The sequence below is a fragment of the Bradyrhizobium sp. ERR14 genome (assembly GCF_014198235.1).
Classification (GTDB): Bacteria; Pseudomonadota; Alphaproteobacteria; order Rhizobiales; family Xanthobacteraceae; genus Bradyrhizobium.
In genome coordinates this window covers 1,154,402-1,176,640 of sequence record NZ_JACIHD010000001.1, presented here as the reverse complement: position 1 = coordinate 1,176,640, position 22,239 = coordinate 1,154,402, and the positions used below count along the sequence as shown (strand labels likewise).

Sequence of the window (22,239 nt, the reverse complement as noted above, 5' to 3'; positions counted from 1 at the left end):
CGGAACGGTGCCTGTTGAAAAGGCGTTTGGACCAGGGAAGTGGCATGGAAGTTCTGACCACCGCTGAAATGCAGCGCGCCGACCAGCTCACCATCGCGGCCGGCACGCCCGGTTTCAAGTTGATGCTGAGCGCGGGCCAGGCCGTCACCGATGCCGCCCAGGCGCTGGTGGAGGAGGGGCCGATTCTGATCGTGGCCGGCCCCGGCAACAATGGCGGTGATGGTTTTGTCGCAGCCGCCGAGCTCGCCGCGCAGGGGCGGGAGGTCTCAGTCATCCTGATGTGCGAGCGCGACCAGCTCCAGGGCGACGCGGCCTCCGCCGCGCGCGGCTGGAAGCACCCGGTGCTCCCGTTCAATCCGCAGGCGATCGGACGGCCGGCGCTGATCATCGATGCGCTGTTCGGCGCAGGCCTCAGCCGTCCCGTCGGTGGCGAGGCGCGCGCGATGATCGAGGCGATCAACGCCAACGGCGCCCCCGTGCTCGCGGTCGACCTGCCGAGCGGCATCAACGGCACCAGCGCGGCGGTGATGGGCGTGGCGGTGAACGCCACCGAGACCGTCACCTTCTTTCGCAAGAAGCCGGCGCATCTCTTGCTCCCCGGCCGGATGCATTGCGGCCGCGTGCGCGTCGCCGACATCGGCATCGACGCGCAGGTGCTCGACGAGATCGCGCCGCAGACGTTCGAGGACGATCCGGATGTCTGGGGCGCCGCTTTTCCGGTACCGCGTATCGACGGCCACAAATACGCGCGGGGGCATGTGTTGGCGGTCTCCGGCGATGCGGCGGCGACCGGCGCTGCGCGGCTGGCCGCGCGCGGCGCACTGCGGGCAGGGGCGGGCCTCGTGACATTGGCGAGCCCGCGCGATGCGCTCGCGATCAATGCGGCCGCGCTCACGGCCGTCATGGTTCGCCCCGTCGATACCGTCGTCGAGTTCGGCGAGCTGCTCGGCGACAAGCGCTACAACACCTGCATGATCGGCCCCGGCGCGGGTATCGGAGAGCGCACCTGCGATCTCGTTCACACCGCGCTCAGTGCGCAGCGTCGTCTGGTGCTCGATGCCGATGCCCTGACGAGCTTTGCCGCAACCCCCGAGCGCCTGTTCGAATCGATCAAGTCCTCGCAAGACAATGCGGTGGTGCTGACCCCGCACGAGGGCGAATTTCCGCGCCTGTTCTCCGACCTCAGCAACAAATTTCCGGGCCGCTCCAAGCTGGAGCGCGTGCGCGATGCCGCCGAGCGCTCCGGCGCCGTCGTGCTCCTGAAGGGCCCGGACACCACCATCGCCGCCCCCGACGGCCGCGCCACCATCGCCGCCAACGCGCCGCCCTGGCTCGCTACCGCGGGCGCCGGCGACGTCCTCGCCGGCATCATCGCAGGGCTGCTGGCGCAAGGCGTGCCGGCGTTCGAGGCCGCCAGCATCGGCGTCTGGATGCATGGCGAGGCGGGACGCGAAGCCGGGCCGGGCCTGATCGCGGAGGACCTGACCGAGACGCTGCCGGCCGTGCACCGGCGGATTTATGATGCGCTGGGGGTGGAGTACTAGTGCTCAGACAGCTCGCGCTCGCCGACATGGGCGCAGCGGCGCAAGTCCATCGGATCGCGTTTGACCAGGCGATGCCATGGCTCGCCGGGCTGCACACGCCGGACGAGGACCGCTGGTTCTATCGCGAGCGTGTCTTTCCGACGTGCCGGGTGTGGGGATGTTTTGACGGCGACGTGCTCAGCGGGATCATCGCGTTCCGCGAGGGCTGGATCGAGCAGCTCTACGTGCTCCCCCCAGCCCAGGGCCGCAGCGCCGGCAGTGAGCTCCTCGACGTCGCCAAAGGCGCCTACGACCGGCTCGAGCTCTGGACCTTCCAGCGTAATGCGCCGGCGCGGCGCTTCTATGAGGCGCGTGGGTTCGAGTTGGTCGATGAATCCGACGGCTCGAGGAACGAGGAGAGAGAGCCCGATGCTCGCTACCTCTGGGAGCGAAGACCACTTGATCGGAGATCGATTGTAGTCTAAAAACTACAGGTGGTCGAACTCAAGCAGACTGAGACGTTCCGAAAGTGGCGATCGCGTCTGCGGGATGAGCGCGCCAGAGCGTTGATCGCGTCGCGGTTGGATCGGCTAGCTCAAGGCCACGCGGGCGACGTTGAGCCGGTCGGCGATGGGGTGAGCGAACTGCGTATCCACCACGGCCCCGGCTATCGGATCTATTTTCAGCAGCGGGGCAAGACGATCATCATTTTGCTGTGTGGGGGCGACAAGGCCACGCAGGCGAAAGACATCAAGGAGGCCAAGCGCCTTGCCGAGATGTGGAGCGAATAAAGATGGGCAAGAAGCTGACGACTTACGATCCGGCCGAGGACCTTCAATCCGATGAAGCCATTGCCGTGTTCATGGAAGAGGCGTTCAAAACCGAGGACGCTGCCTATATCGCGCATGCGCTTGGCGTCGTCGCCCGTGCGAAGGGGATGGCGCAGATTGCCAAGGAAACCGGTCTTTCTCGCGAGCAGCTCTATCGCTCGTTCAGTACCGACGGCAATCCGACGCTCAAAACGACCATCGCAGTGATGAAGGCGCTCGGCATCGAACTGACGGCCAAACCGCACGCATAGCCGCAACCTCACTCCACCCCATACCAGCGCACCAGCCGCGGCGCGGCCCAGTCCGTGACGACGGATTCGAGCAGCCATTGTCCGGATGCGGTCGCCGCAAAGGCGATGCGCTGGGTCTGGCTGGGCTCGACCGCGAGCGTGTCGAGCCAGTACGGCTTCCAGCCGTCGTCGAGCTTGTCGAGCAGGCGGAAGTGGTGGCCGTGCAGATGGAAGACGGTCGACATTGGGCCGGGGTTCTTGAGGGCCAGCACGACGGTGCGGCCGGGCTTGGCGCGGAAGGCCGAGGCGGAGGATCTGGAGAAGTCGGCACACCGTGCCCACCCAGCATCGGCCGCGCCGAGCGCGACATCGAACCGCAGGGCTCCTCTGAGATCGAGCTTGTCGGGCAGGTCGTTGGAAGGAAGCGGCTGCGGCGGCAACAGCGGCGCGCGGCGCTCCAGCCTGCCGGAGACGGCAAGCGAGCCGATCGGATGCGCCTCCTTGCCGTCATGGAGCAGAATCGGGGCCGAGCTGGCCGCATCCACGATGGCATCGGCACGCCCGCCCGGGGCCAGGACCAGAGCGCCATTGCGCGCCGGAAACGGTTCGGCTGGTTGTCCGTCCAGGGCCATCACCCGGACGTCGTGGTTTTCTAATTTGATCGCCAGAACAGTGCGTTGGGAGCCGTTGATAAAGCGCAGCCGCAAACGCTCGCCAGCTGCAGCTGAGAGTTCAAATGAAGTCTGCCCGTTAAGCGTATAGAGCGGCGTCGCGTCCTTTGGAGCGCGTCCCGGGGGGAGTGCGGTGCCGTCTGACCGCAGCCGCCATTCCTCGATCAGCAGGACCTCGTCGCGATCGACGATGCCAGTGTTTGCCTCCTGCGCGATGACCGGAAGCGGGCGCGCAGGCCGCGTCAGGACGTCCTCGAACAGGCGGAAGTCCGCCAGCAGGGTTCCCGCGCTTGGTACTGAAATAATTGAGGTTTCGGTCGTCCCGGGCGGGGCGGGCGCGCGCCCGCGCAGCGGGTCGGCCGCGGCTGGGCCATTGAGGCCGTACCAGGTTGGGGCAAGCGGGACAGGCAGGTCGTTGCGAAACACCACCTCGCAGCGATCGCCGCGCTTGAGACGGACGTTCCCGAGGTGGCTTACGGCGGCCAGCTCCCAGATTGGTGTAGCGGGCTGCCCCGGCCTGAGAGCCAGGGTTTGCGGCCTTGCCTGAAGGGAAAGCTGGGCGGTCAGGGCCGGCGCGGCACTGCTGGCGACCAACCCGGCCGCCGAGGCGCCAAGCCCGGTGCCAAGCCCGGCGGCAAGGCTGGCCAAAAGCTCACGTCGGGTCGGGTCAAAGAACCGCGTTTTCATGGGCCGATCCGGACCACGCCACGCTGGATAAGTCCAGCGATCGTGCCTACGTAAAGCCTGCCTCCATCGGGCCATTTTTTTGCTGCGAACAGTCAGGCACATGTTATAAGCCCGGCCGCCCGCGGCATCGCGGCCGGTTTGGATGCAAATTCACGCGGGCGTGGCGGAACTGGTAGACGCGCTGGATTTAGGTTCCAGTGACGAAAGTTGTGGGGGTTCGAGTCCCTCCGCCCGCACCAAGCGCTTATCGCGTTTGCACGGATTACGAGACCTGCTTTCGCGCGGAGTTTGTCCGCCGGGAGCCGGTTCGATGAAGCACCGGCGTTGAGGCGTTTGCCTCGCGCCGGATCGATTGATGACAGCGTCCCGATGCATGCGCGCCGGGACCGAACGAGAAGAAGATTGGACGCCATGCAGGTCACAGAGACCCTCTCGGAAGGTTTGAAGCACGAGTTCAAGATCAGCGTTCCCGCGTCTGATCTCGACGCCAAGGCTGGTGCCAAGCTCGTTGACCTCAAGGACAAGGTCCGCATCAACGGCTTCCGTCCCGGCAAGGTGCCGGTTGCTCACCTGAAGAAGGTCTACGGCCGCTCGGTGATGGCCGAGACCATCGACCAGACCATCCGCGACACCAACACGCAGCTGTTCTCCGAGCGCGGCTTCCGCCTTGCGACCGAGCCCAAGATCACCATGCCGAGCGAGCAGGCCGAGGTCGAGGAGCTCCTGAGCGGCAAGACCGATCTGACCTACACGGTTGCGATCGAGGTGGTGCCGGCAATCGCGCTCGCCGACTTCAAGTCCTTCCAGGTCGAGAAGCCCGTCGCCGATGTCACCGACGCCGATGTCGACGAGGCGATCAAGCGCATCGCCGACACCAACCGCGGCTATGCCGCGAAGGCCGAGGGCGAAAAGGCCGCCTCCGGCGACCGCGTCACCATCAACTTCAAGGGCTCCATCAACGGCGAAGTCTTCGAGGGCGGCACCGGCGAAGGCATCCAGGTCGTGATCGGCTCCAACACCTTCATTCCCGGCTTCGAGGAGCAACTGATCGGCATCGGCGCGGGCGAGACCCGCACGCTGAAGGTGTCGTTCCCGAAGAACTACATGAACGACAAGCTCGCCGGCCAGCCGGCCGAGTTCGAGACCACCGCGACCTCGATCGAGGCGCCGCAGGACATCGCGATCGACGACGAGTTCGCCAAGACGCTTGGCCTGGAATCGCTGGACAAGCTCAAGGAAGCCGCGCGCGAGCGTCTGAACGTCGAGTTCGCCGGCGCGACGCGCCAGCGCGTCAAGCGCGCGCTGCTCGACCGCCTCGACGAAGCCCATCGCTTCGAGGCGCCGCCCTCGCTGGTCGACGAGGAGTTCAATCTGATGTGGAACTCGGTCAAGGCCGAGATGGACTCCGCCGGCAAGACCTTTGCCGACGAGGACACCACTGAAGACAAGGCCAAGGAGGAGTACCGCAAGATCGCCGACCGCCGCGTGCGGCTCGGTCTCGTGCTCTCCGAGATCGGCGAGAAGAACAAGATCACTGTGACCGACGACGAGGTCGGCCGCGCCGTGATCGAGCGCGCCCGCTCGATGCCCGGCCGCGAGAAGGAGGTCTGGGACTATTACCGCAGCAACGCCCAGGCGTTGGCCCAGCTCCGTGCACCGATCTATGAGGACAAGGTCGTCGACTTCATCCTCGAGCTCGCCAACGTGACCGAGAAGAAGGTCTCGCGCGAGGACCTCTACAAGGACGACGAAGCGGAAAAGACCGCGGCCTGAGGCCCGTTCCGATACCATCGGAATGGGGCTCTGAGGCAGCCATCCATTAAGGATGATCAGCGAAGAGGCCCAGCTAGCCAGATGGCCGGCTGGGCCTCTTTGTGCGAATCAGCTTCAACTGCCCGACGGATTAAGCCTTAATGCGCTCCGCACTTGTCAGGCGCGAATTGGGCTATATCTGTCGGTACGCCTTCTACCTCTACTAAGTTCCTGCATCACGGGACGTCCATCGGCCTTCAGCAGATCCAGCTCAAACTGGCAGTCAAGCCTGGCGATGTCCGCCTCTTAAAAACCCTAGGTGACTCATGCGCGATCCGGTTGAAACCTACATGAACCTCGTGCCCATGGTGGTCGAGCAGACCAACCGTGGCGAGCGCGCCTACGACATCTTCTCGCGCCTCTTGAAGGAGCGCATCATCTTCCTGACCGGTCCGGTCGAGGATGGCATGTCGACGCTGGTCGTCGCACAGCTGTTGTTCCTCGAGGCGGAAAATCCGAAGAAGGAAATCTCGATGTACATCAATTCGCCGGGCGGCGTGGTGACGTCGGGCCTTGCGATCTACGACACCATGCAGTTCATCCGCCCGCCGGTCTCGACGCTGTGCACGGGGCAGGCGGCCTCGATGGGCTCGCTGCTGCTCGCCGCCGGCGAGAAGGACATGCGCTTCTCGCTGCCGAACGCGCGCATCATGGTCCATCAACCCTCCGGCGGCTTCCAGGGCCAGGCCACCGACATCATGCTGCACGCGCAGGAAATCCTGAACCTGAAGAAGCGGCTCAACGAGATCTACGTGAAGCACACCGGCCAGACCTACAAGGCGATTGAGGACGCGCTGGAACGCGACAAGTTCCTGACCGCGAACGACGCCAAGGAGTTCGGCCTGGTCGACAAGGTCATCGACAAGCGTGCCGAGGAACCGGCGGCGGCGAAGACCCCGTAGCACTACTGGGGCTCTGCGGCGATCCCTTGTTCAGGGCTCTGCGGCGATCCCTTGTTCAGCCCTTGGGCAACTCCTTGGGATCGCCTCATACCGTCAGTTGGCGTTCACGCTATGGACGCGTGCGCGCGTCGCAAAACGGTATTTGCGCCCTGCGACAAGCAGAAAGTTCCGCTTTCGTGCTTGTTTTTCGTGGTAATCCAGCAACGCCGGGGTGATTTCGATCACTTCGCCCGTGCCAAGACCGGAAATCACGGTATTGTCACGGGTAGCCGGCGACCCCCGATTAGCGAATTCTTGATAGTCGGGTGACAGCATGGTTGGCTACGATTGATCGGCTATGATCGCGGAGAATCGAGTGACCGTGATTCGCACGGGATGTAACGCGTAGGGTCTTTTTTGGTACGGAATTTGCTCTACTTAAGCTTCATGCCGACCACTGTGTCGGAATGGAGCGATCGAGCGGAACGGGATCGAACCGCGGACGGAGACATGAATGAGTAAGGTCGGCACGAGCGACTCCAAGAACACGCTATATTGCTCGTTCTGCGGCAAGAGCCAGCACGAAGTCCGCAAACTGATCGCGGGTCCCACGGTCTTCATCTGCGACGAGTGCGTCGAGCTCTGCATGGACATCATCCGCGAGGAAAACAAATCCTCGCTGGTCAAGTCGCGCGACGGCATTCCGACGCCGAAGGAAATCTGCAAGGTCCTGGACGACTACGTGATCGGCCAGAGCCATGCGAAGAAGGTCCTGTCGGTCGCGGTGCACAACCACTACAAGCGCCTCAACCACCAGACCAAGCACAACGACGTCGAGCTCGCGAAGTCGAACATCCTGCTGATCGGTCCGACCGGCTCGGGCAAGACGCTGCTTGCGCAGACGCTCGCCCGCATCCTGGACGTGCCGTTCACCATGGCCGATGCGACGACGCTGACCGAGGCCGGCTATGTCGGCGAAGACGTCGAGAACATCATCCTGAAGCTGCTCCAGGCCGCCGACTACAACGTCGAGCGCGCCCAGCGCGGCATCGTCTACATCGACGAAATCGACAAGATCAGCCGCAAGTCCGACAACCCCTCGATCACGCGCGACGTGTCGGGTGAGGGCGTGCAGCAGGCACTGCTCAAGATCATGGAAGGTACGGTGGCTTCGGTCCCGCCGCAGGGCGGCCGCAAGCATCCGCAGCAGGAATTCCTGCAGGTGGATACCACCAACATCCTGTTCATCTGCGGCGGTGCCTTCGCCGGCCTCGAGAAGATCATCTCGGCGCGCGGACGGTCGACCTCGATCGGCTTCGCGGCCCAGGTGATGGCGCCGGAAGACCGCCGTACCGGCGAGATCTTCCGTCACGTCGAGCCTGAAGACCTTCTGAAGTACGGCCTCATCCCCGAGTTCGTCGGCCGTCTGCCGGTCGTGGCGACGCTCGAGGACCTCGATGAGACCTCGCTGAAGAAGATCCTCACCGAGCCGAAGAACGCGCTGGTGAAACAGTACCAGCGGCTGTTCGAGATGGAGAACATCGAGCTGACCTTCGCCGACGAGGCGCTTGGCGCGGTTGCCCGCAAGGCGATCGAGCGCAAGACCGGTGCGCGGGGCCTTCGTTCGATCCTCGAGGCGATCCTGCTCGAGACCATGTTCGATCTGCCGGGCCTGGAAGGTGTGGAAGAGGTCGTGATTTCGCGCGAAGTCGTGGAAGGAACGGCGCGTCCGCTCTACATCTACGCCGATCGGTCCGATCGCGCCGTCGAGAACGCCAGCGCCTGATCTTTCGGCGCTGGAACGCTCCAATTGTATCCTCAAACTGGGCTGCGGAAATGTATCTCCGCAGCCGGTGTTGCGTCGCTTACCGCGTTGCGTAAGCGCCTGATGGCGCGCGTTTTTCAATGACTTGACACCCCCCGGGTCGATAGCCACCTAATGTCGGCGGCGAGCGAAAATTCTCTTCCAGATTCGCCTCAGTTCCGATCCGGCGAGCCGGTCCAACGCGATAAACGGACCGATCGGTTTTGCGGATCACCTCGGCACCTTGTGGCGGTTGCGCATGAGCATGGCGGGCTGCGTGCAAGGGGGCAAAGCAAAAGGAAAAGGCCATGACTAATCCAAAACCCAGGCCAACCATCGTTCATGGCGAAACGCACGCCTATCCCGTGCTGCCGCTGCGCGACATCGTCGTCTTCCCGCACATGATCGTTCCGCTCTTCGTCGGTCGCGAGAAGTCGATCCGCGCGCTCGAAGAGGTGATGAAGAACGACGCGCTGATCATGCTCGCGACGCAGAAGAACGCGTCCGACGATGATCCGGCGCCCGACGCCATTTACGAGACCGGTACGCTTGCCAGCGTGCTGCAGCTCTTGAAGCTTCCCGACGGCACCGTAAAGGTGCTGGTCGAAGGGCTCGAGCGTGCGCGCGTGCAGAAATACACCGATCGCGCCGACTATTACGAAGCGACCGCCATTGCGCTGGCCGATACCGATGCGAAGTCGGTCGAGGCGGAAGCGCTGGCGCGCTCGGTCGTGTCCGACTTCGAGAGCTATGTGAAGCTCAACAAGAAGATCTCGGCCGAGGTCGTCGGCGTCGTGCAGGCGATCACCGATTTCGCCAAGCTCGCCGACACCGTTGCCTCGCATCTCGCGGTCAAGATCGCCGATCGCCAGGGTATCCTGGAGACGCTGTCCGTCACCACGCGCCTGGAGAAGGTGCTGGGTCTGATGGAGAGCGAGATCTCGGTGCTGCAGGTCGAGAAGCGCATCCGCTCACGCGTCAAGCGCCAGATGGAGAAGACCCAGCGCGAGTATTATCTCAACGAGCAGATGAAGGCGATCCAGAAGGAGCTCGGCGACGACGACGGTCGCGACGAGCTCGCCGATCTCGAAGAGAAGATCGCCAAGACCAAGCTCTCCAAGGAAGCGCGCGAGAAGGCGCAGCATGAATTGAAGAAGCTGCGCCAGATGTCGCCGATGTCCGCGGAAGCGACCGTCGTGCGCAACTACCTGGATTGGCTGCTGTCGATCCCGTGGAACAAGAAGTCCAAGGTGAAGAAGGATCTGGAAGCGGCGCAAGCCATCCTGGACTCCGATCACTATGGTCTGGAGAAGGTCAAGGAACGCATCGTCGAGTACCTGGCGGTGCAGTCGCGCGCCAACAAGCTCACGGGCCCGATCCTGTGCCTCGTCGGTCCTCCCGGCGTCGGCAAGACCTCGCTCGGCAAGTCGATCGCGAAGGCGACGGGGCGTGAGTTCGTGCGCGTCTCGCTCGGCGGCGTGCGTGACGAGGCCGAGATCCGCGGTCACCGCCGCACCTATATCGGCTCGATGCCCGGCAAGATCATCCAGTCGATGCGGAAGGCGAAGTCGTCCAATCCGCTGTTCCTGCTGGACGAGATCGACAAGATGGGCGCCGATTTCCGCGGCGATCCGTCCTCGGCTCTGCTCGAGGTCCTCGACCCCGAGCAGAACGGGACCTTCAACGACCACTATCTCGAGGTCGACTACGATCTGTCCAACGTGATGTTCATCACGACCGCGAATACGCTCAATATTCCAGGCCCGCTGATGGACCGCATGGAGATCATCCGGATCGCCGGCTACACCGAGAACGAGAAGGTCGAGATCGCGCGCAAGCATCTGATCCCGAACGCGGTGTCCAAGCACGGCCTAGACTCCAAGGAGTTCTCGATCGACGACGACGCGCTGCTGCTTCTGATCCGCCGCTACACCCGCGAAGCGGGCGTGCGTAACCTGGAGCGTGAGCTCTCCACACTCGCCCGCAAGGCGGTGAAGGAGCTGATGATCTCCAAGAAGAAGTCGGTCAAGGTCACCGAGAAGACTCTGGAAGAGTTGCTCGGCGTGCCGAAGTACCGCTTCGGCGAGATCGAGAGCGAGCCGCAGGTCGGCATCGTCACCGGCCTTGCCTGGACCGATGTCGGCGGCGAGTTGCTGACCATCGAAGGCGTCATGATGCCCGGCAAGGGCAAGATGACGGTCACGGGCAATCTGCGTGACGTGATGAAGGAGTCGATCTCGGCGGCGGCGTCCTACGTCCGCTCGCGCGCGATCAACTACGGCATCGAGCCGCCGATGTTCGATCGCCGCGACATCCATGTGCACGTGCCGGAGGGCGCGACGCCGAAGGACGGTCCGTCCGCGGGCGTCGCCATGGCCACCGCGATCATCTCGGTCATGACCGGCATCCCGGTCCGCCACGATGTCGCGATGACCGGCGAGATCACGCTGCGCGGCCGGGTGCTGCCGATCGGCGGCCTCAAGGAGAAGCTGCTGGCTGCGGCCCGCGGCGGCATCAAGACGGTGCTGATCCCCGAGGACAACGCCAAGGATCTCACGGAGATTTCCGATGCGATCAAGGGCGGCATGGAGATCATCCCGGTCTCGCGCCTCGACGACGTCGTCGCCAAGGCGCTGGTGAAGAAGCCGGTGCCGATCGTCTGGGAAGAGGACACCAAGGTGACGGTGAAGCCGGATGGCGATGAAGCCGCCGGCGGCCTGACCGCTCACTGAGGCTTAGCGAAAAGATGATAAAACGGCGCCTTCGGGCGCCGTTTTTGTTTTGGGGGCAGGGGGAGGAGGCCGATGCAGATCGACGGGCAATGCCATTGCGGGACAATCACCTTTGAGGCCGAGGTCGATCCGGAGGCCGTCTCGGTCTGTCACTGCACCGATTGCCAGACACTGACCGGCTCGCCGTTCCGGGTGACCGCCGTCTGTGCCGGCGCTGATGTCCGCCTGACCGGCGGCACGCCCAAGATCTACGGCAAGCGCGGCGACAACGGCCGGATGCGCTTCCAGCACTTCTGCGCCGATTGCGGTTCCCCGCTGTTCACCAGCGGCGAGGGCGACCAGGCCGACGATTGGGGCATCCGTTGGGGCTCTATCCGTCAGCGCGACAAATTGCGCCCCGTCAGGCAGATCTGGTGCCAGTCGGCGGCGGTGTGGATCGACGCGGTGCCGCTGCTGCCGGGGAGGCCGCAGGATTGAGGTTGGCTTGTCGAGCCGAAGCTCGCGGCTCAGAGCCCGCCTTCACCGGTTCGGCTTCGGCGCGGCAGCCTTCGCTCGCTTCGCGCCACGAGCACGAATGCTGGCCTGCCGAGCCGTAGCTCGCGAAGCGAGCGAAGGCTGGTGGGCGGTCACGGATTCGAACCGCGGACCCTCTCGGTGTAAACGAGATGCTCTAACCAGCTGAGCTAACCGCCCCACGGCGCCTCTTTAGCGCCTCGGCGGGTGTCGGAGCAAGGGCCGAGCGCGCCCGAGGAGGCGGCGATCGTGTTCGCCGCCGCTGCGCAACGCCTCGGCCCGGAACCCCGCCTGATTGTCAGGCTGTCTTGGTGAACATCGTCAGGACGCCGTCGGCGATGTTGATCGCGACGACTTGTGACGAGCTTAAGCCCTTGGCCTTGAGCACGGAGGCTGCTTGCGGTGTGGCGTCGATGGACTGCCGGAGCGACTGGATGTCCTTGTCGCTTGTGTGCGCCACGAGTTCATCGACCTTCGCGCGCACGGCCGGCTGCAATTCCTTGACGTCCACAACCTGTATGCTCCGGATTTCCGTGCTGGACTGCGTGGACGGCTGTTCCGCGCCGGGTTGCGACGATGCGCCCTGTGCCTGCACCAGAGCCGGTGTTCCGAGACAGAGAGCTGCAACGATGACGGATGCCGTGAAGCTGCGCATGGTCATGCCTTTTCCAGTTTGAGGAATGGCGAAACCTATCGACGAAATCTGGTTGGCATCTGATTCCGATGTGGCCATTCGGTGAAACCAATGCGGCCGTAATGCGCGCGGATGAGACCGGCTACGTCGGGTCCGGAGCCCAAAGCGCAACTCAGTTGCAGACTTCCACGTTTGTGTATCCGCCCATATTCCCCTTCGCAAAGAGCGCCGGCGAATTGCCTTCGAGGCGGCAGCCGGGCCGGACCGGACGGCAGCCGGCCTGTCCCGATTGCGGTTTGGACGGAGCAGCTTCGGTCTTCTTGCGTTCCGTGTCCCGTGCGGGCGCGTCGTCGCGCTTGGCGACCGGCTTCTTGTCCTGCACCTTCTCGCATTCGTTGTCGTCATTGACGCGGTAGCCAGCGCGACAGGTGATCTTCACGCAGGCATCGCCATCGGCCTTGAAGCCATGGTCGCAGACCAGCGGGCAGACGCGTCCCGGCTTGGCCTTGATCGCATCCAGCGCATCGAAGCTCGCGAGCTTGGCATCGAACTTCGTGCCGGCGTATTTGTTGAACAGCGTCAGCGAACGTTGAGACGAAGCGTTCCAGTCGCCATCCGCGGAGGCGGAGAGACAGCCGACGCGGCGCAGCTCCGACTGAACCAGCTTCGTCGTTTCCTGCGGCGACATTGTCGGCGGGGTCGAAGAGGGCGCTATCGCTGCGACCTTCTGCTCCGCGCTGGCAGAGGCCTGTTTCTCCGCGGCCAGCTTTGCGGCCGTCTCGGCGGCGGCCTTGTCGTTCGCCAGCTTCTCGGCGAGCGCCTTCTCCGCGGCCTGCTTCTCGGCCATTGCCTTCGCGACTGCCGCCTCGGCGTCCTTCCGTCGTTGCTCCGCAGCGGCGGCCTTGGCCTCCTCGATCTGCTTGGCCTTCTCGGCAGCGAGACGCTTCTCCTCGGCCACCTTGGCCGCGGCTGCCGCCTTCTCCTGTTCGGCCTTGTTGGCGCGCTCGGCGGCGAGGCGGGCCTTCTCCTCTTCCGCCTGCCGGGCCTTGTCTGCCGTGGTCGCACGGGTTTCCTCGGCGGCGATCTTGTTCAACTGGCCTTTGGCGAGATCGGTATAGAAGCCGCTCGGAAAGCGGAAGGCGGTCCATCCGTCGCGTGTCCCAAGCTGAAGCGCCAATTCGTAGTCGCGCCGAATCTCGCTATCGGGATTTGCTTGGGGCCCGGCGACGACAGGCTTCGCCGCGATCAGCGGAACGTCGTCGCCGCCGAGCGAGCCGTACACATAGGGCTCCTGCTTGTAAGCGGTGTTCTTGAGCACGTCGTCACGGACGAAGCCGAAAGCCTTGCGCAGGTCGAGCCCCGGCGTCGGCAGCCGCTCGACCAGGGCTGCGGCAAACGGGCTGTTCTTGGAGTCGCCGTCCGAGGCCGTCGAACCGGCCTTGGCGGCGAAGGCGATCATGGTGTTCGGGCTGGTCGGCTCGACCTTGGCAAGGCCGCGGCCGATGGCGCGTGCGGCCACCGTCCGTTTCATCGTCTTGGCGAAGGGATTGTCGCGACAGGCATCGAGAATGACGAGGCGAAGCTGCTTGGCCGGCTCGATGGCGAACAACAGCCGATCGAGCGGGAAAGCCTCGTCGAAGACATCGGTATCGGTTTCCAGCGCGGCGTCGGTCGGAATGAGATAATTGTTGCCGTCCAGCTCGATCCCGTGGCCGGCATAATAGATGACGGCGACCTCGGCCTCGCGCGCCTTGCTGCCGAACTCGCGCAGGGCCTTGCGCATGTCGACGACGCTCAGGTCGAGCTTGACGTCCACGGTGTCGAAGCCGGCCTTCCTGAACATGCCGCCGACCAGCGAGGCGTCGTTCACCGGATTGGTCAGCCGGGGCACGCTCTTGTAGGCGGAATTGCCGATGACGAGAGCCACGCGCTTTTCAGCGTGCGCCGATCCGCAGCCGAGACACAAGACCGTCAATAAAAATAGAAAAATCCGAAATGCGCCCATTGCAGCCCCAAATCGCAATGTGATCAGAGTAGTCGCAGTGTGCCCTGGAGGCAAAGGCGCCTAATGTGACGAACATCACAGGCGCCAGTACCGGCATCGGCCAATGTCCGCCCGCAAGTCACAACGGAGGGTTGGCCAATGTGTGCTCTGCTCGATCTCATCTACCGACATGTCTGCCGGGCTTGTCTGCGGCAAGCGCGACGCATCAGCCAGGACCGTTCGACCAGCGTAATCTCGTAATTCCGGGCCCCGGAGCGCGACCAGCCTTAACTCCTTGAAGGGTGCGCCCGCCATCCCGACGTGGTATCGCCCCTGAGTGGTTGCAAAACCGCGACGGGATGGGCATCGCGAATGGGAATGACCGGGAACACCATGCAGCAGCCAAGCGGCCACGAGCAAAACGCCGACCAGATCGCCTATTGGAACGGCCCGAGCGGCCAGCGCTGGGCCGATCGCCACGCGGCGCAGGAGAGCCTGCTCGGACCGATTGCCGACGCGCTGATCGAACGCGCCAAGCCGAGGCCCGGGGAGCGCGTCCTCGATGTCGGCTGCGGCTCCGGCGCGACGACGTTCGCGTTCGCCAAGGCGGTGGCGCCCGATGGGTTCGCGCTCGGCCTCGACGTGTCCGAGCCGATGCTGTCACAGGCGCGCGCGTTTGCGCCAAAGGGCCTGCCGCTCGATTTCGTGCTGGCCGACGCCACCGTGCATCCGTTCGAGCCGGCGAGCTTCGATCTCTTGGCCTCGCGCTTCGGCGTGATGTTCTTTGCCGATCCCATTGCCTCCTTCACCAATCTGCGGCGAGCGCTGAAGCCGACCGGGCGGCTCGCCTTCGTATGCTGGCGCGAGCCAAAGGAAAATCCGTGGATGATGGCGCCGCTGATGGCGGTCTACAAACACGTGCCGAAGATGCCGCCGGTCGGGCCGGAGGAGCCGGGCCCGTTCGCTTTCGCCTCGGAAGAGCGCGTGATGCGCATCCTGAAGGGAGCGGGTTTCGTCGACATGGCGATGGAGCCGCGCAATCTGGCGATGGATGTGGCGATCGGCGGCGGCCTCGATGCCGCGGTTGATGGCGCCTTGCAGATCGGCCCCGCCAGCCGCGCGCTGCAGGGACATCCGCCGGAGACGTACGCAGCTGCAAAAGCCTCGATCCGCGAGATGCTGGCGCCGTTCCAGAAGGGGCAGAGCGTCGCGTTGCAGGGCGCGATCTGGATCGTGACCGCGAAGGCGGGGTAGGATTCGCTGCCTCGCGACGTAGTGTGCCGTACTGCCCCACACTCCGTGTCGTTCCCGCGCGCGCAGGGACCCATAACCACAGGGAGAACTTTGGCGCGAAGCTGGTCACTCCGAGTCTTCGCCAAACCACGCACTGTGGTTATGGATCCCGGATTGCGCTTCGTTTGTCCAGGACGACAGCGGAGACTGGAGCGGCTACGCACCCCTCTCACACCACATCATCCGGCGCCAGCGCGCAGCCATTGTCCGGATGGGTCTCGATCTGAAGCGTGGTGTGGCCGATGCGATGGGTCGCCTTCAGGAGCTGCGCCGTCTCCATCAGGAAGGCATCGCCGGCCCCAGCGGGCATGACGAGGTGGCAGGTCAGTGCCGTCTCGGTGGTCGAGATCGGCCAGACGTGGAGATCATGGATCGCCGACACGCCGGGACGCGCGAGCAGGAAAGCTCTGATCGCGGCGAGGTCGGTGCCCTTGGGCGCTGCCGCCATCGACATGTCGATCGAGCCGCGCAAGAGGCTGGTCGTGCTCCACAGGATGGTGGCGCAGATGACGAGGCTGGTGACGGGATCGAGCCAGAGCCAGCCGGTCCAGATGATCAGCGCGGCCGAGACCACGACGCCGAGCGAGACCGCAGCGTCGGCGGCCATGTGCAGATAGGCGCCTTCAATATTGATGTCGTCCTTGCGTCCGCTTGCGAACAGCAGGGCGGTAAAACCGTTGATGAGGATGCCGATGCCGGCGACCACCATCACGGTCACGCCCGCGACCGGCTCCGGCTCGCGCAGGCGCAGGATCGCCTCCCAGCCGATTGCGCCGGTCGCGACCAGCAGGAACACCGCATTGGCCAGCGCCGCCAGGATGGTGGAGGCGCGAAAACCGTAGGTGAAGCGGCCGCTCGGCGCGCGCCGTGCCGCGATCGAGGCGCCCCAGGCCACGACCAGACCGAGGACGTCGGACAGATTATGGCCGGCGTCCGCGAGCAGGGCGGTGGAGTTGCCGAGATAGCCGTAGATCGCCTCGGCCACGACCAGCGCGGTGTTGAGCGTGATACCGAGCGCGAACGCCTTGCCGAAATTGGCGGGGGCATGGACATGGCCGTGACCGTGGTCGTGACCATGACCATGGTCGCCATGATCATGGTGGTGATGACCGTGATGGTCCTGGCTGCCCAATTCTAGCGCTCCCCGGACGTCGCCAAATCAGGCGCCATTGTAGGCGTTTCGTTTGCGGCGTCACGGCGGAACAGCACGTAGAGCGCGGGCAGCACCAGCAATGTCAGCACGGTCGAGGAGATGATGCCGCCGATCACCACGGTCGCCAGCGGCCGCTGCACCTCGGCGCCGGCACCGGTCGCAAGCGCCATCGGCACGAAGCCGAGCGAGGCGACCAGCGCCGTCATCAGCACCGGGCGCAGCCGCGTCAGCGCGCCTTCGCGCACGGCCTCCACGAGGGGCCGCCCCTCGCTGCGCAGCCGCTCGATGAAGGCGATGATGACGAGGCCGTTGAGGACGGCGACGCCCGACAGCGCGATGAAGCCGACACCGGCGCTGATGGACAGGGGAATGCCGCGCAGCAAGAGCGCGGCGACGCCGCCGGTCAGCGCCAGCGGCACGCCGGAAAACACCAGCGCCGCGTCCGCCGCCGATCCCATGCCCATGAACAGCAGCAGGAACACTAGCAGAAGCGCCACCGGCACCACGATCATCAGTCGTTTTGTCGCGGAGACCAATTGCTCGAATTGGCCGCCCCAGCCGATCCAGTAGCCCGGAGGTAGCTTGACCTTCTCGGCGACGGCCGTCTCGGCTTCGGTGACGAAGGAGCCGAGGTCGCGCGCGCGGACATTGGCGGTGACGACGATGCGCCGCTTGCCGTTCTCGCGGCTGATCTGGTTCGGGCCGGGCGTCGCATCGACGGTTGCGACCGACGACAGCGGCACATAGCGCATCTGGGTGAGCGGGGAGGCGGACAGCGCGGTGCGAACGGCCGTGCCGGTTGCTGCGTCCTCGCCGGGCGGCAGCGGGATCGGGATCGCCCGGATCGCCTCGAGATTGCCACGCAAATGCTCCGGCAGGCGAACCACGATGTCGAAGCGGCGATCGCCCTCGAACAGCTTGCCGGCCGATTTGCCGCCGACCGCGATCTCGACGATGCCCTGCACCTCACCGACGCTGAGGCCGTAGCGGGCGAGCGCCTGGCGATCGAGACGGACGGTGAGGATCGGAAGCCCTGCGACCTGCTCGATCTTGACGTCGCTGGCGCCCCGGATGCCGCGGATCGCCGCCTCGACCTGCTTGGCTGCGCCCTGCAGGATGTCGAGGTCGTCGCCGAAGATCTTGACGCCGACGTCGCTGCGCACCCCCGAGATCAACTCGTTGACGCGGAACTGGATCGGCTGGGAGATCTCATAGGCGCTGCCGGGAATGTCGTCGGCGGCCTTGTCGATGGCTTCGATCACCTCCGATTTCGATTTGCCCGGGTCGGGCCATTCGCTGCGCGGCTTCAGCATGATGTAGCCGTCGGTCTGCGCCGGGGACATCGGATCGGTCGCGATCTCAGCGGTGCCGATGCGGGTGAAAAACTCCTTCACCTCCGGAATTTGCGTGATGCGCTTTTCCAGTGCCTTCTGCAGGTCCAGCGATTGCGTCAGACTGGTGCCGGGAATCCGGATCGACGCCAGCGCGACGTCGCCTTCGTCCAGGCTTGGAATGAACTCGCCGCCCATCCGCGAAGCGGCGATGCCGCTTGCCGCCACGATGAATGCAGCCATGACGGCGACCGCGAGCCGGTTGTCGATGGCAAAGCGGAGTAGGGGGAGATAGGCGCGCTTGGCGATCCGCATGAACAGGTTTTCGTGCTCGGACACTTTGCCGGTGACGAAGATGGCGACGGCCGCCGGCACGAAGGTGATCGAGAACAGCACGGCTGCGCCCAGCGCCATCAGCACGGTCAACGCCATCGGTGTGAACATCTTGCCCTCGACGCCCGTCAGCGTCAGCACGGGCAGATAGACCACGGCGATGATCAGCGTTCCGAAAAGGCTCGGCTTGATCACCTCGCTCGACCCGCGCAGGATCGCGCGCAGCCGCTCGGAGGTCGTGAGCAGGCCGCCTTTCTCGCGTTGGGCCGCGGCCAGCATGCGCAGGCAATTCTCGACGATGATCACGGCACCGTCGACGATGATGCCGAAGTCGATCGCCCCGAGGCTCATCAGGTTCGCGCTGACCTTTGTCTCGACCATGCCGGTGATCGTCATCGCCATGGACAGCGGAATGACGCAGGCCACCACGAGCGCGGCGCGGATGTTGCCGAGGATCAGGAACAGCACGGCCACCACCAGCGCCGCGCCCTCGAGGAGGTTGTTCTTGACCGTGCGGATGGTGGCTTCGACCAGATCGGTGCGGTCATAGACGGTTCGCGTTACGACGCCATCGGGCAGCGATTTGGCGATGTCCTCCAGACGGGTCGCGACGCGGCGGGCCACGGTGCGGCTGTTCTCGCCGATCAGCAGCATGGCGGTGCCGAGCACGGTCTCCTCGCCATCGCGCGTCGCGGCGCCCGTGCGCAGATCGCGGCCTTCCGTGACGGTCGCGACGTCCCTGATCCGGACGGGATTGCCGCCGCGCGAGCCGATGACGATGTCCTGGATCTCGCTGATATTGCCGACCTGGCCCGGCGAGCGAACCAGATATTGCTCGCCGTTGCGCTCGATATAGCCGGCGCCCACATTGGCGTTGTTGGCGGCGAGCGCCGTCATGACGTCGCGAAAGCCGAGCCGGTAGGCCATCAGCTTGCCCGGGTCCGGCAGCACGTGGAATTGCCGCTCGAAGCCGCCGATGGTGTTGACCTCGATCACCCCTGGCACGTTGCGAAGCTGCGGCTTGATGATCCAGTCCTGCACCGTGCGCAAATCGGTCAGCGAATAGTCGTGACCGCTTTGCGTCTTGGCGCCCGCTTTCGCTTCGACGGTGTACATGAAGATCTCGCCGAGCCCGGTCGAGACCGGACCCATCGCGACCTCGACACCAGCGGGAAGCTGGTCCTTGACCTGCTGGATGCGTTCGCCGACGAGCTGGCGGGCGAAAAAGATGTCGGTGCCGTCCTTGAAGACGACCGTCACCTGGCTGAGGCCGTAGCGCGACAGCGAGCGGGTGTAGTCGAGTTTGGGCAGGCCGCCCATCGCGGTCTCGACCGGGAAGGTGATGCGCTGCTCGGTTTCGAGCGGCGAATAGCCGGGCGCGCGGGTGTTGATCTGGACCTGGACGTTGGTGATGTCAGGCACCGCGTCGATCGGGAGGCGCTGGAAATTCCAGGTCCCGAAAGCGATGGCGCCGAGCGCGAACAGCAGGATCAGCCAGCGCTGATGCAGCGAGACGGCGATCAGGCGCTCAATCATGTTCGGCCTCGCCCTTGCCCATCTCCGCCTTCACGACGAAGCTGTTCTCGGCAACGTAGTGCTCGCCTGCCGACAGGCCCGCCTTGATCTCGACATGGCGCGGATCGGAATCGCCTGTTTCGACCGGGCGTGCCTCGATCTTGTCGCCGTCCTCGCGAACGAACACGATGGTCCGGTTCTCCAGCGTCTGGATCGCGCTGCGGCGCACGGCGACCGCGACGTTGCGTGCGGCGAGGATCAGCCGTGCCGTGACGAACAGGCCGGGCCGCAGGCGGCCGTCCGGATTTTGCAGCACAACGCGTGCAAGCGCGGTCTGGGTCTCGCTGGAGCCGATCGGCGCCATGTAGGAGATCGTGCCCTTGATTTCGCCGCGGCCATCGTCGGGATCGATCAGCACCTCGTCGTTGAGGTGGACTCGCCGGAGGTCCTGCCGGTAGATCGACAGGTCGACCCAGATGGTGGAGAGGTCGGCGACGACGAAGGCCGGCTTCTGCTCGGAGGCGTATTCGCCGAGCGAGATCTGCCGCTCGATGATGGTTCCGGCTATGGGCGCCTTCAGCTCATAGACGGTGAGGCTCTGGTTGCTCTCGATCGCGGCGAGCAGATCGTCCTTGCCGACCTTGTCGCCGATGCGCTTCTGGATCGATTTGGCGAGGCCCGGAAAGCGCGGCGTCACCTGCACCACGGCTTCCTGGTTGGCGCGCAGAATGCCGTTGAAGGCGAGCGTGTCGGTCAGGGTCGCGCTCGCGGCTTCGGCGAGCGTGACGCCCGCGGCTGCCAGCTTGACGTCGGAGATGCGGATGCGGTCGGCGCCGTGCTCATCCTGCTCGACATGGTCGTTCGGCTTCTTTTCGGAATGCTCAGTGTGCTCGGTATGCGCGGGCGTGGCCGGCCCGAGCAGGGAATAGCCGTAAGCGCCGAGGGCGGCGGCAACGATGGCGACGAGAATGGTGGAGGACGTCTTCATCGTGCGCTCTCCCGCGCCAGCGTGAAGGGATTGCCGACGAGGCCTTCGATGGTCGCAACGCCTGCGTGGAAATTCTGAAGCGCCTCCTGCTCGCGCAGCCGCGCCTGGGTAACACTCGCCTGCGCGTCGAGCACCTCGAGCAGGGTGAAGCGGCCCTGGCCGTAGCCTTGCGAGATCGCCTCGGACGCCTCGACGGCCTTGGGGATCGCGGTCTCGCGCAGCACCGCGAGCTCGCGCAGCGAGCCCTGGAGCGAGTCGTAGGCGCGGCCGGCAATCACGATCAGCGCGTTGCGGTTGGCCTCGCGCTCGGCCTTGGTCTTGGCGAGGCTTTCCTGCGCCGAGAGGATGTTGCCCTGGTTCTGGTCGAACACGGGGATCGGCACCGAGAGGGAGAGCCGCACCGCATCGTCATTGGTCTCGTTATAGTGACGCCATCCGGCCGCGATCCGCACGTCCGGATAGAGCTTGAGCCGTGCCAGCAAGAGCTCGGCATTGCGCTGGGCGAAGACCGCGGTCCAGCGCACCAGCTGCGGATTGGCGTCGATGGCGGCTACCACCGACTGGAACGTCGGCGGCTTGCCCATGGTGTCGAGCCGGCCGGAGACCTCGCCGAATTTCGCGGATGCCTCGCCCATCAGCACCGCAAGCTCGCGCCGGGCGCTGGCCAGCGTTGCCTTGAAGCGCTCGCGGTCGGCCTTCACCAGGGCGGAGGCGACTTCAGCGCGGCCGGTCTCGGCCGGCGAGGAGGCGCCGGCCTCGACGCGACGGCGCAAGAGCGGCGTCAAGCGGTCGATCGCGGCAATCTGCTCGTCGAGGATCTGGATGCGCCGCTGCGCGCCGAGCACGCTGAGGAAGGCGATCGCAGTCTCCGCCAGCACCTCCAGCCTGACCGCCTTGCGCTGGATCGCGGCGACCTCGATACCGGCCGCGCCGGCGGCGATCCGCGCGTCGCGCTTGCCGAACAGCTCGAAGGCTTGGCTGATCTGGAGCGTGGTCTCGGCCGAACGCGTCCCGCGGTACTTGCCGGAACCGAATGAATCGTCCTGCTCGTAAGACAGCTCCGGATTGAACAGGGCGCCGGCCTGGATCCGTTGGCCCGTGGCGATGCCGACGTCGCGCTCCGCCGCCGTCAGCCGCGGGCTCGCGGCCAGCGCGCGCGACAGCGCGCTCCGCATCGTCAAAGTCTGGGCGTGCGACGGCGCAATCGCCGATCCGGCAATCAGACACGCCACCGCGCACGCCAGGCGCGCGGCCATTCTCCTGCGAAACATAAAACCGACCTGTGAAGGATGAACCTAATGGGCGCGCACGCCCGACCAATCCGT

Annotated in this window: 18 protein-coding genes and 2 tRNA genes; 11 read left to right on the top strand and 9 right to left on the bottom strand. The window is 65.1% G+C overall.

Features of this window, described 5'->3' with window-relative positions:
- Nucleotides 1-44 precede the first annotated feature (44 nt).
- The 4 genes from GGD62_RS05775 to GGD62_RS05760 are packed head-to-tail and all read left to right on the top strand — an operon-like array spanning nucleotide 45 to nucleotide 2,604.
- The gene (locus GGD62_RS05775; RefSeq protein ID WP_183234438.1) at nucleotides 45-1,544 is read left to right on the top strand and encodes an NAD(P)H-hydrate dehydratase; all 1,500 of its coding nucleotides are present in this window, start codon (nucleotides 45-47) and stop codon (nucleotides 1,542-1,544) included.
- The gene (locus tag GGD62_RS05770) at nucleotides 1,544-2,008 is read left to right on the top strand and encodes a GNAT family N-acetyltransferase (protein WP_183234437.1); all 465 of its coding nucleotides are present in this window, start codon (nucleotides 1,544-1,546) and stop codon (nucleotides 2,006-2,008) included. Before GGD62_RS05775 ends, GGD62_RS05770 begins: the two co-directional genes overlap by 1 nt.
- Nucleotides 2,009-2,017: 9 nt before the next feature.
- Complete coding sequence (locus GGD62_RS05765; RefSeq protein ID WP_179738831.1) at nucleotides 2,018-2,314, top strand: type II toxin-antitoxin system RelE/ParE family toxin; 297 nt, start codon at nucleotides 2,018-2,020, stop codon at nucleotides 2,312-2,314.
- A gap of 2 nt (nucleotides 2,315-2,316) precedes the next feature.
- Nucleotides 2,317-2,604, top strand: a complete 288-nt coding sequence (locus GGD62_RS05760; protein ID WP_018320114.1) for an addiction module antidote protein — start codon at nucleotides 2,317-2,319, stop codon at nucleotides 2,602-2,604.
- 8 nt (nucleotides 2,605-2,612) lie between these two features.
- On the opposite strand, the gene GGD62_RS05755 is transcribed toward GGD62_RS05760, so the two are convergent.
- The gene (locus GGD62_RS05755) at nucleotides 2,613-3,941 is read right to left on the bottom strand and encodes a multicopper oxidase family protein (protein WP_183707455.1); all 1,329 of its coding nucleotides are present in this window, start codon (nucleotides 3,939-3,941) and stop codon (nucleotides 2,613-2,615) included.
- Nucleotides 3,942-4,095: 154 nt separating this feature from the next.
- Between GGD62_RS05755 and GGD62_RS05750 the strand changes: the two genes are divergently transcribed.
- The 3 genes from GGD62_RS05750 to GGD62_RS05740 all read left to right on the top strand — a co-directional run bounded on the left by GGD62_RS05750 (nucleotide 4,096) and on the right by GGD62_RS05740 (nucleotide 6,655).
- Nucleotides 4,096-4,180, top strand: a tRNA-Leu gene (locus GGD62_RS05750).
- 172 nt (nucleotides 4,181-4,352) lie between these two features.
- A complete protein-coding gene (tig, locus tag GGD62_RS05745) occupies nucleotides 4,353-5,714 on the top strand; it encodes a trigger factor (protein WP_092257370.1) in 1,362 nt (453 codons plus the stop codon).
- Nucleotides 5,715-6,019: 305 nt separating this feature from the next.
- Entirely contained in the window at nucleotides 6,020-6,655 is a 636-nt protein-coding gene (locus GGD62_RS05740) for an ATP-dependent Clp protease proteolytic subunit (RefSeq protein ID WP_018320117.1), read from the top strand.
- Between the two features lie 93 nt (nucleotides 6,656-6,748).
- Here the strand turns inward: GGD62_RS05740 and GGD62_RS05735 are convergent, their stop codons facing one another.
- The gene (locus tag GGD62_RS05735; protein WP_143109056.1) at nucleotides 6,749-6,970 is read right to left on the bottom strand and encodes a hypothetical protein; all 222 of its coding nucleotides are present in this window, start codon (nucleotides 6,968-6,970) and stop codon (nucleotides 6,749-6,751) included.
- 178 nt (nucleotides 6,971-7,148) lie between these two features.
- Between GGD62_RS05735 and clpX the strand changes: the two genes are divergently transcribed.
- From clpX to GGD62_RS05720, 3 genes are all read left to right on the top strand, one after another.
- The gene (clpX, locus tag GGD62_RS05730; protein WP_018320118.1) at nucleotides 7,149-8,420 is read left to right on the top strand and encodes an ATP-dependent Clp protease ATP-binding subunit ClpX; all 1,272 of its coding nucleotides are present in this window, start codon (nucleotides 7,149-7,151) and stop codon (nucleotides 8,418-8,420) included.
- 326 nt (nucleotides 8,421-8,746) lie between these two features.
- Entirely contained in the window at nucleotides 8,747-11,170 is a 2,424-nt protein-coding gene (gene lon / locus GGD62_RS05725; RefSeq protein ID WP_018320119.1) for an endopeptidase La, read from the top strand.
- A gap of 72 nt (nucleotides 11,171-11,242) precedes the next feature.
- Nucleotides 11,243-11,647: a GFA family protein gene (locus GGD62_RS05720; RefSeq protein ID WP_179738821.1), complete on the top strand. Its 405-nt coding sequence runs from the start codon at nucleotides 11,243-11,245 to the stop codon at nucleotides 11,645-11,647.
- 139 nt (nucleotides 11,648-11,786) lie between these two features.
- On the opposite strand, the gene GGD62_RS05715 is transcribed toward GGD62_RS05720, so the two are convergent.
- From GGD62_RS05715 to GGD62_RS05705, 3 genes are all read right to left on the bottom strand, one after another.
- Nucleotides 11,787-11,863 (bottom strand) — tRNA-Val (locus tag GGD62_RS05715).
- Nucleotides 11,864-11,981: 118 nt separating this feature from the next.
- Nucleotides 11,982-12,416 carry a hypothetical protein gene (locus GGD62_RS05710; protein ID WP_246799987.1) on the bottom strand — a complete coding sequence of 145 codons (435 nt, stop codon included), beginning with the start codon at nucleotides 12,414-12,416 and terminating at the stop codon, nucleotides 11,982-11,984.
- Between the two features lie 73 nt (nucleotides 12,417-12,489).
- On the bottom strand, nucleotides 12,490-14,322 hold the full coding sequence (locus GGD62_RS05705; protein WP_183707453.1) for a caspase family protein: 1,833 nt from the start codon (nucleotides 14,320-14,322) through the stop codon (nucleotides 12,490-12,492).
- Between the two features lie 372 nt (nucleotides 14,323-14,694).
- On the opposite strand from GGD62_RS05705, the gene GGD62_RS05700 reads away from it, so the two are divergent.
- Nucleotides 14,695-15,555 carry a class I SAM-dependent methyltransferase gene (locus GGD62_RS05700; protein ID WP_183707618.1) on the top strand — a complete coding sequence of 287 codons (861 nt, stop codon included), beginning with the start codon at nucleotides 14,695-14,697 and terminating at the stop codon, nucleotides 15,553-15,555.
- Between the two features lie 208 nt (nucleotides 15,556-15,763).
- On the opposite strand, the gene GGD62_RS05695 is transcribed toward GGD62_RS05700, so the two are convergent.
- From GGD62_RS05695 to ihpA, 4 genes are read right to left on the bottom strand one after another with little or no spacing between them, the layout of a single operon-like run.
- Entirely contained in the window at nucleotides 15,764-16,726 is a 963-nt protein-coding gene (locus tag GGD62_RS05695) for a cation diffusion facilitator family transporter (protein WP_183707451.1), read from the bottom strand.
- 2 nt (nucleotides 16,727-16,728) lie between these two features.
- A complete protein-coding gene (locus tag GGD62_RS05690; protein WP_183707449.1) occupies nucleotides 16,729-19,947 on the bottom strand; it encodes an efflux RND transporter permease subunit in 3,219 nt (1,072 codons plus the stop codon).
- Nucleotides 19,940-20,914, bottom strand: a complete 975-nt coding sequence (ihpB, locus tag GGD62_RS05685) for a divalent metal ion exporter adaptor subunit IhpB (RefSeq protein WP_092257353.1) — start codon at nucleotides 20,912-20,914, stop codon at nucleotides 19,940-19,942. The genes GGD62_RS05690 and ihpB overlap by 8 nt, the downstream gene beginning before the upstream one ends.
- A complete protein-coding gene (gene ihpA, locus GGD62_RS05680; protein ID WP_183707447.1) occupies nucleotides 20,911-22,185 on the bottom strand; it encodes a divalent metal ion exporter subunit IhpA in 1,275 nt (424 codons plus the stop codon). Before ihpA ends, ihpB begins: the two co-directional genes overlap by 4 nt.
- Nucleotides 22,186-22,239: the final 54 nt, after the last annotated feature.

Bases quoted from the DNA above. Each gene is read 5' to 3' on its own strand.
- GGD62_RS05775 (WP_183234438.1), top strand. From the start codon at position 45: ATGGAAGTTCTGACCACCGCTGAAATGCAGCGCGCCGACCAGCTCACC.
- GGD62_RS05760 (WP_018320114.1), top strand. From the start codon at position 2,317: ATGGGCAAGAAGCTGACGACTTACGATCCGGCCGAGGACCTTCAATCC.
- GGD62_RS05755 (WP_183707455.1), bottom strand. From the start codon at position 3,941: ATGAAAACGCGGTTCTTTGACCCGACCCGACGTGAGCTTTTGGCCAGC.
- tig (WP_092257370.1), top strand. From the start codon at position 4,353: ATGCAGGTCACAGAGACCCTCTCGGAAGGTTTGAAGCACGAGTTCAAG.
- GGD62_RS05740 (WP_018320117.1), top strand. From the start codon at position 6,020: ATGCGCGATCCGGTTGAAACCTACATGAACCTCGTGCCCATGGTGGTC.
- GGD62_RS05735 (WP_143109056.1), bottom strand. From the start codon at position 6,970: ATGCTGTCACCCGACTATCAAGAATTCGCTAATCGGGGGTCGCCGGCT.
- clpX (WP_018320118.1), top strand. From the start codon at position 7,149: ATGAGTAAGGTCGGCACGAGCGACTCCAAGAACACGCTATATTGCTCG.
- lon (WP_018320119.1), top strand. From the start codon at position 8,747: ATGACTAATCCAAAACCCAGGCCAACCATCGTTCATGGCGAAACGCAC.
- GGD62_RS05720 (WP_179738821.1), top strand. From the start codon at position 11,243: ATGCAGATCGACGGGCAATGCCATTGCGGGACAATCACCTTTGAGGCC.
- GGD62_RS05710 (WP_246799987.1), bottom strand. From the start codon at position 12,416: ATGGCCACATCGGAATCAGATGCCAACCAGATTTCGTCGATAGGTTTC.
- GGD62_RS05705 (WP_183707453.1), bottom strand. From the start codon at position 14,322: ATGGGCGCATTTCGGATTTTTCTATTTTTATTGACGGTCTTGTGTCTC.
- GGD62_RS05700 (WP_183707618.1), top strand. From the start codon at position 14,695: ATGCAGCAGCCAAGCGGCCACGAGCAAAACGCCGACCAGATCGCCTAT.
- GGD62_RS05690 (WP_183707449.1), bottom strand. From the start codon at position 19,947: ATGATTGAGCGCCTGATCGCCGTCTCGCTGCATCAGCGCTGGCTGATC.
- ihpB (WP_092257353.1), bottom strand. From the start codon at position 20,914: ATGAAGACGTCCTCCACCATTCTCGTCGCCATCGTTGCCGCCGCCCTC.
- ihpA (WP_183707447.1), bottom strand. From the start codon at position 22,185: ATGTTTCGCAGGAGAATGGCCGCGCGCCTGGCGTGCGCGGTGGCGTGT.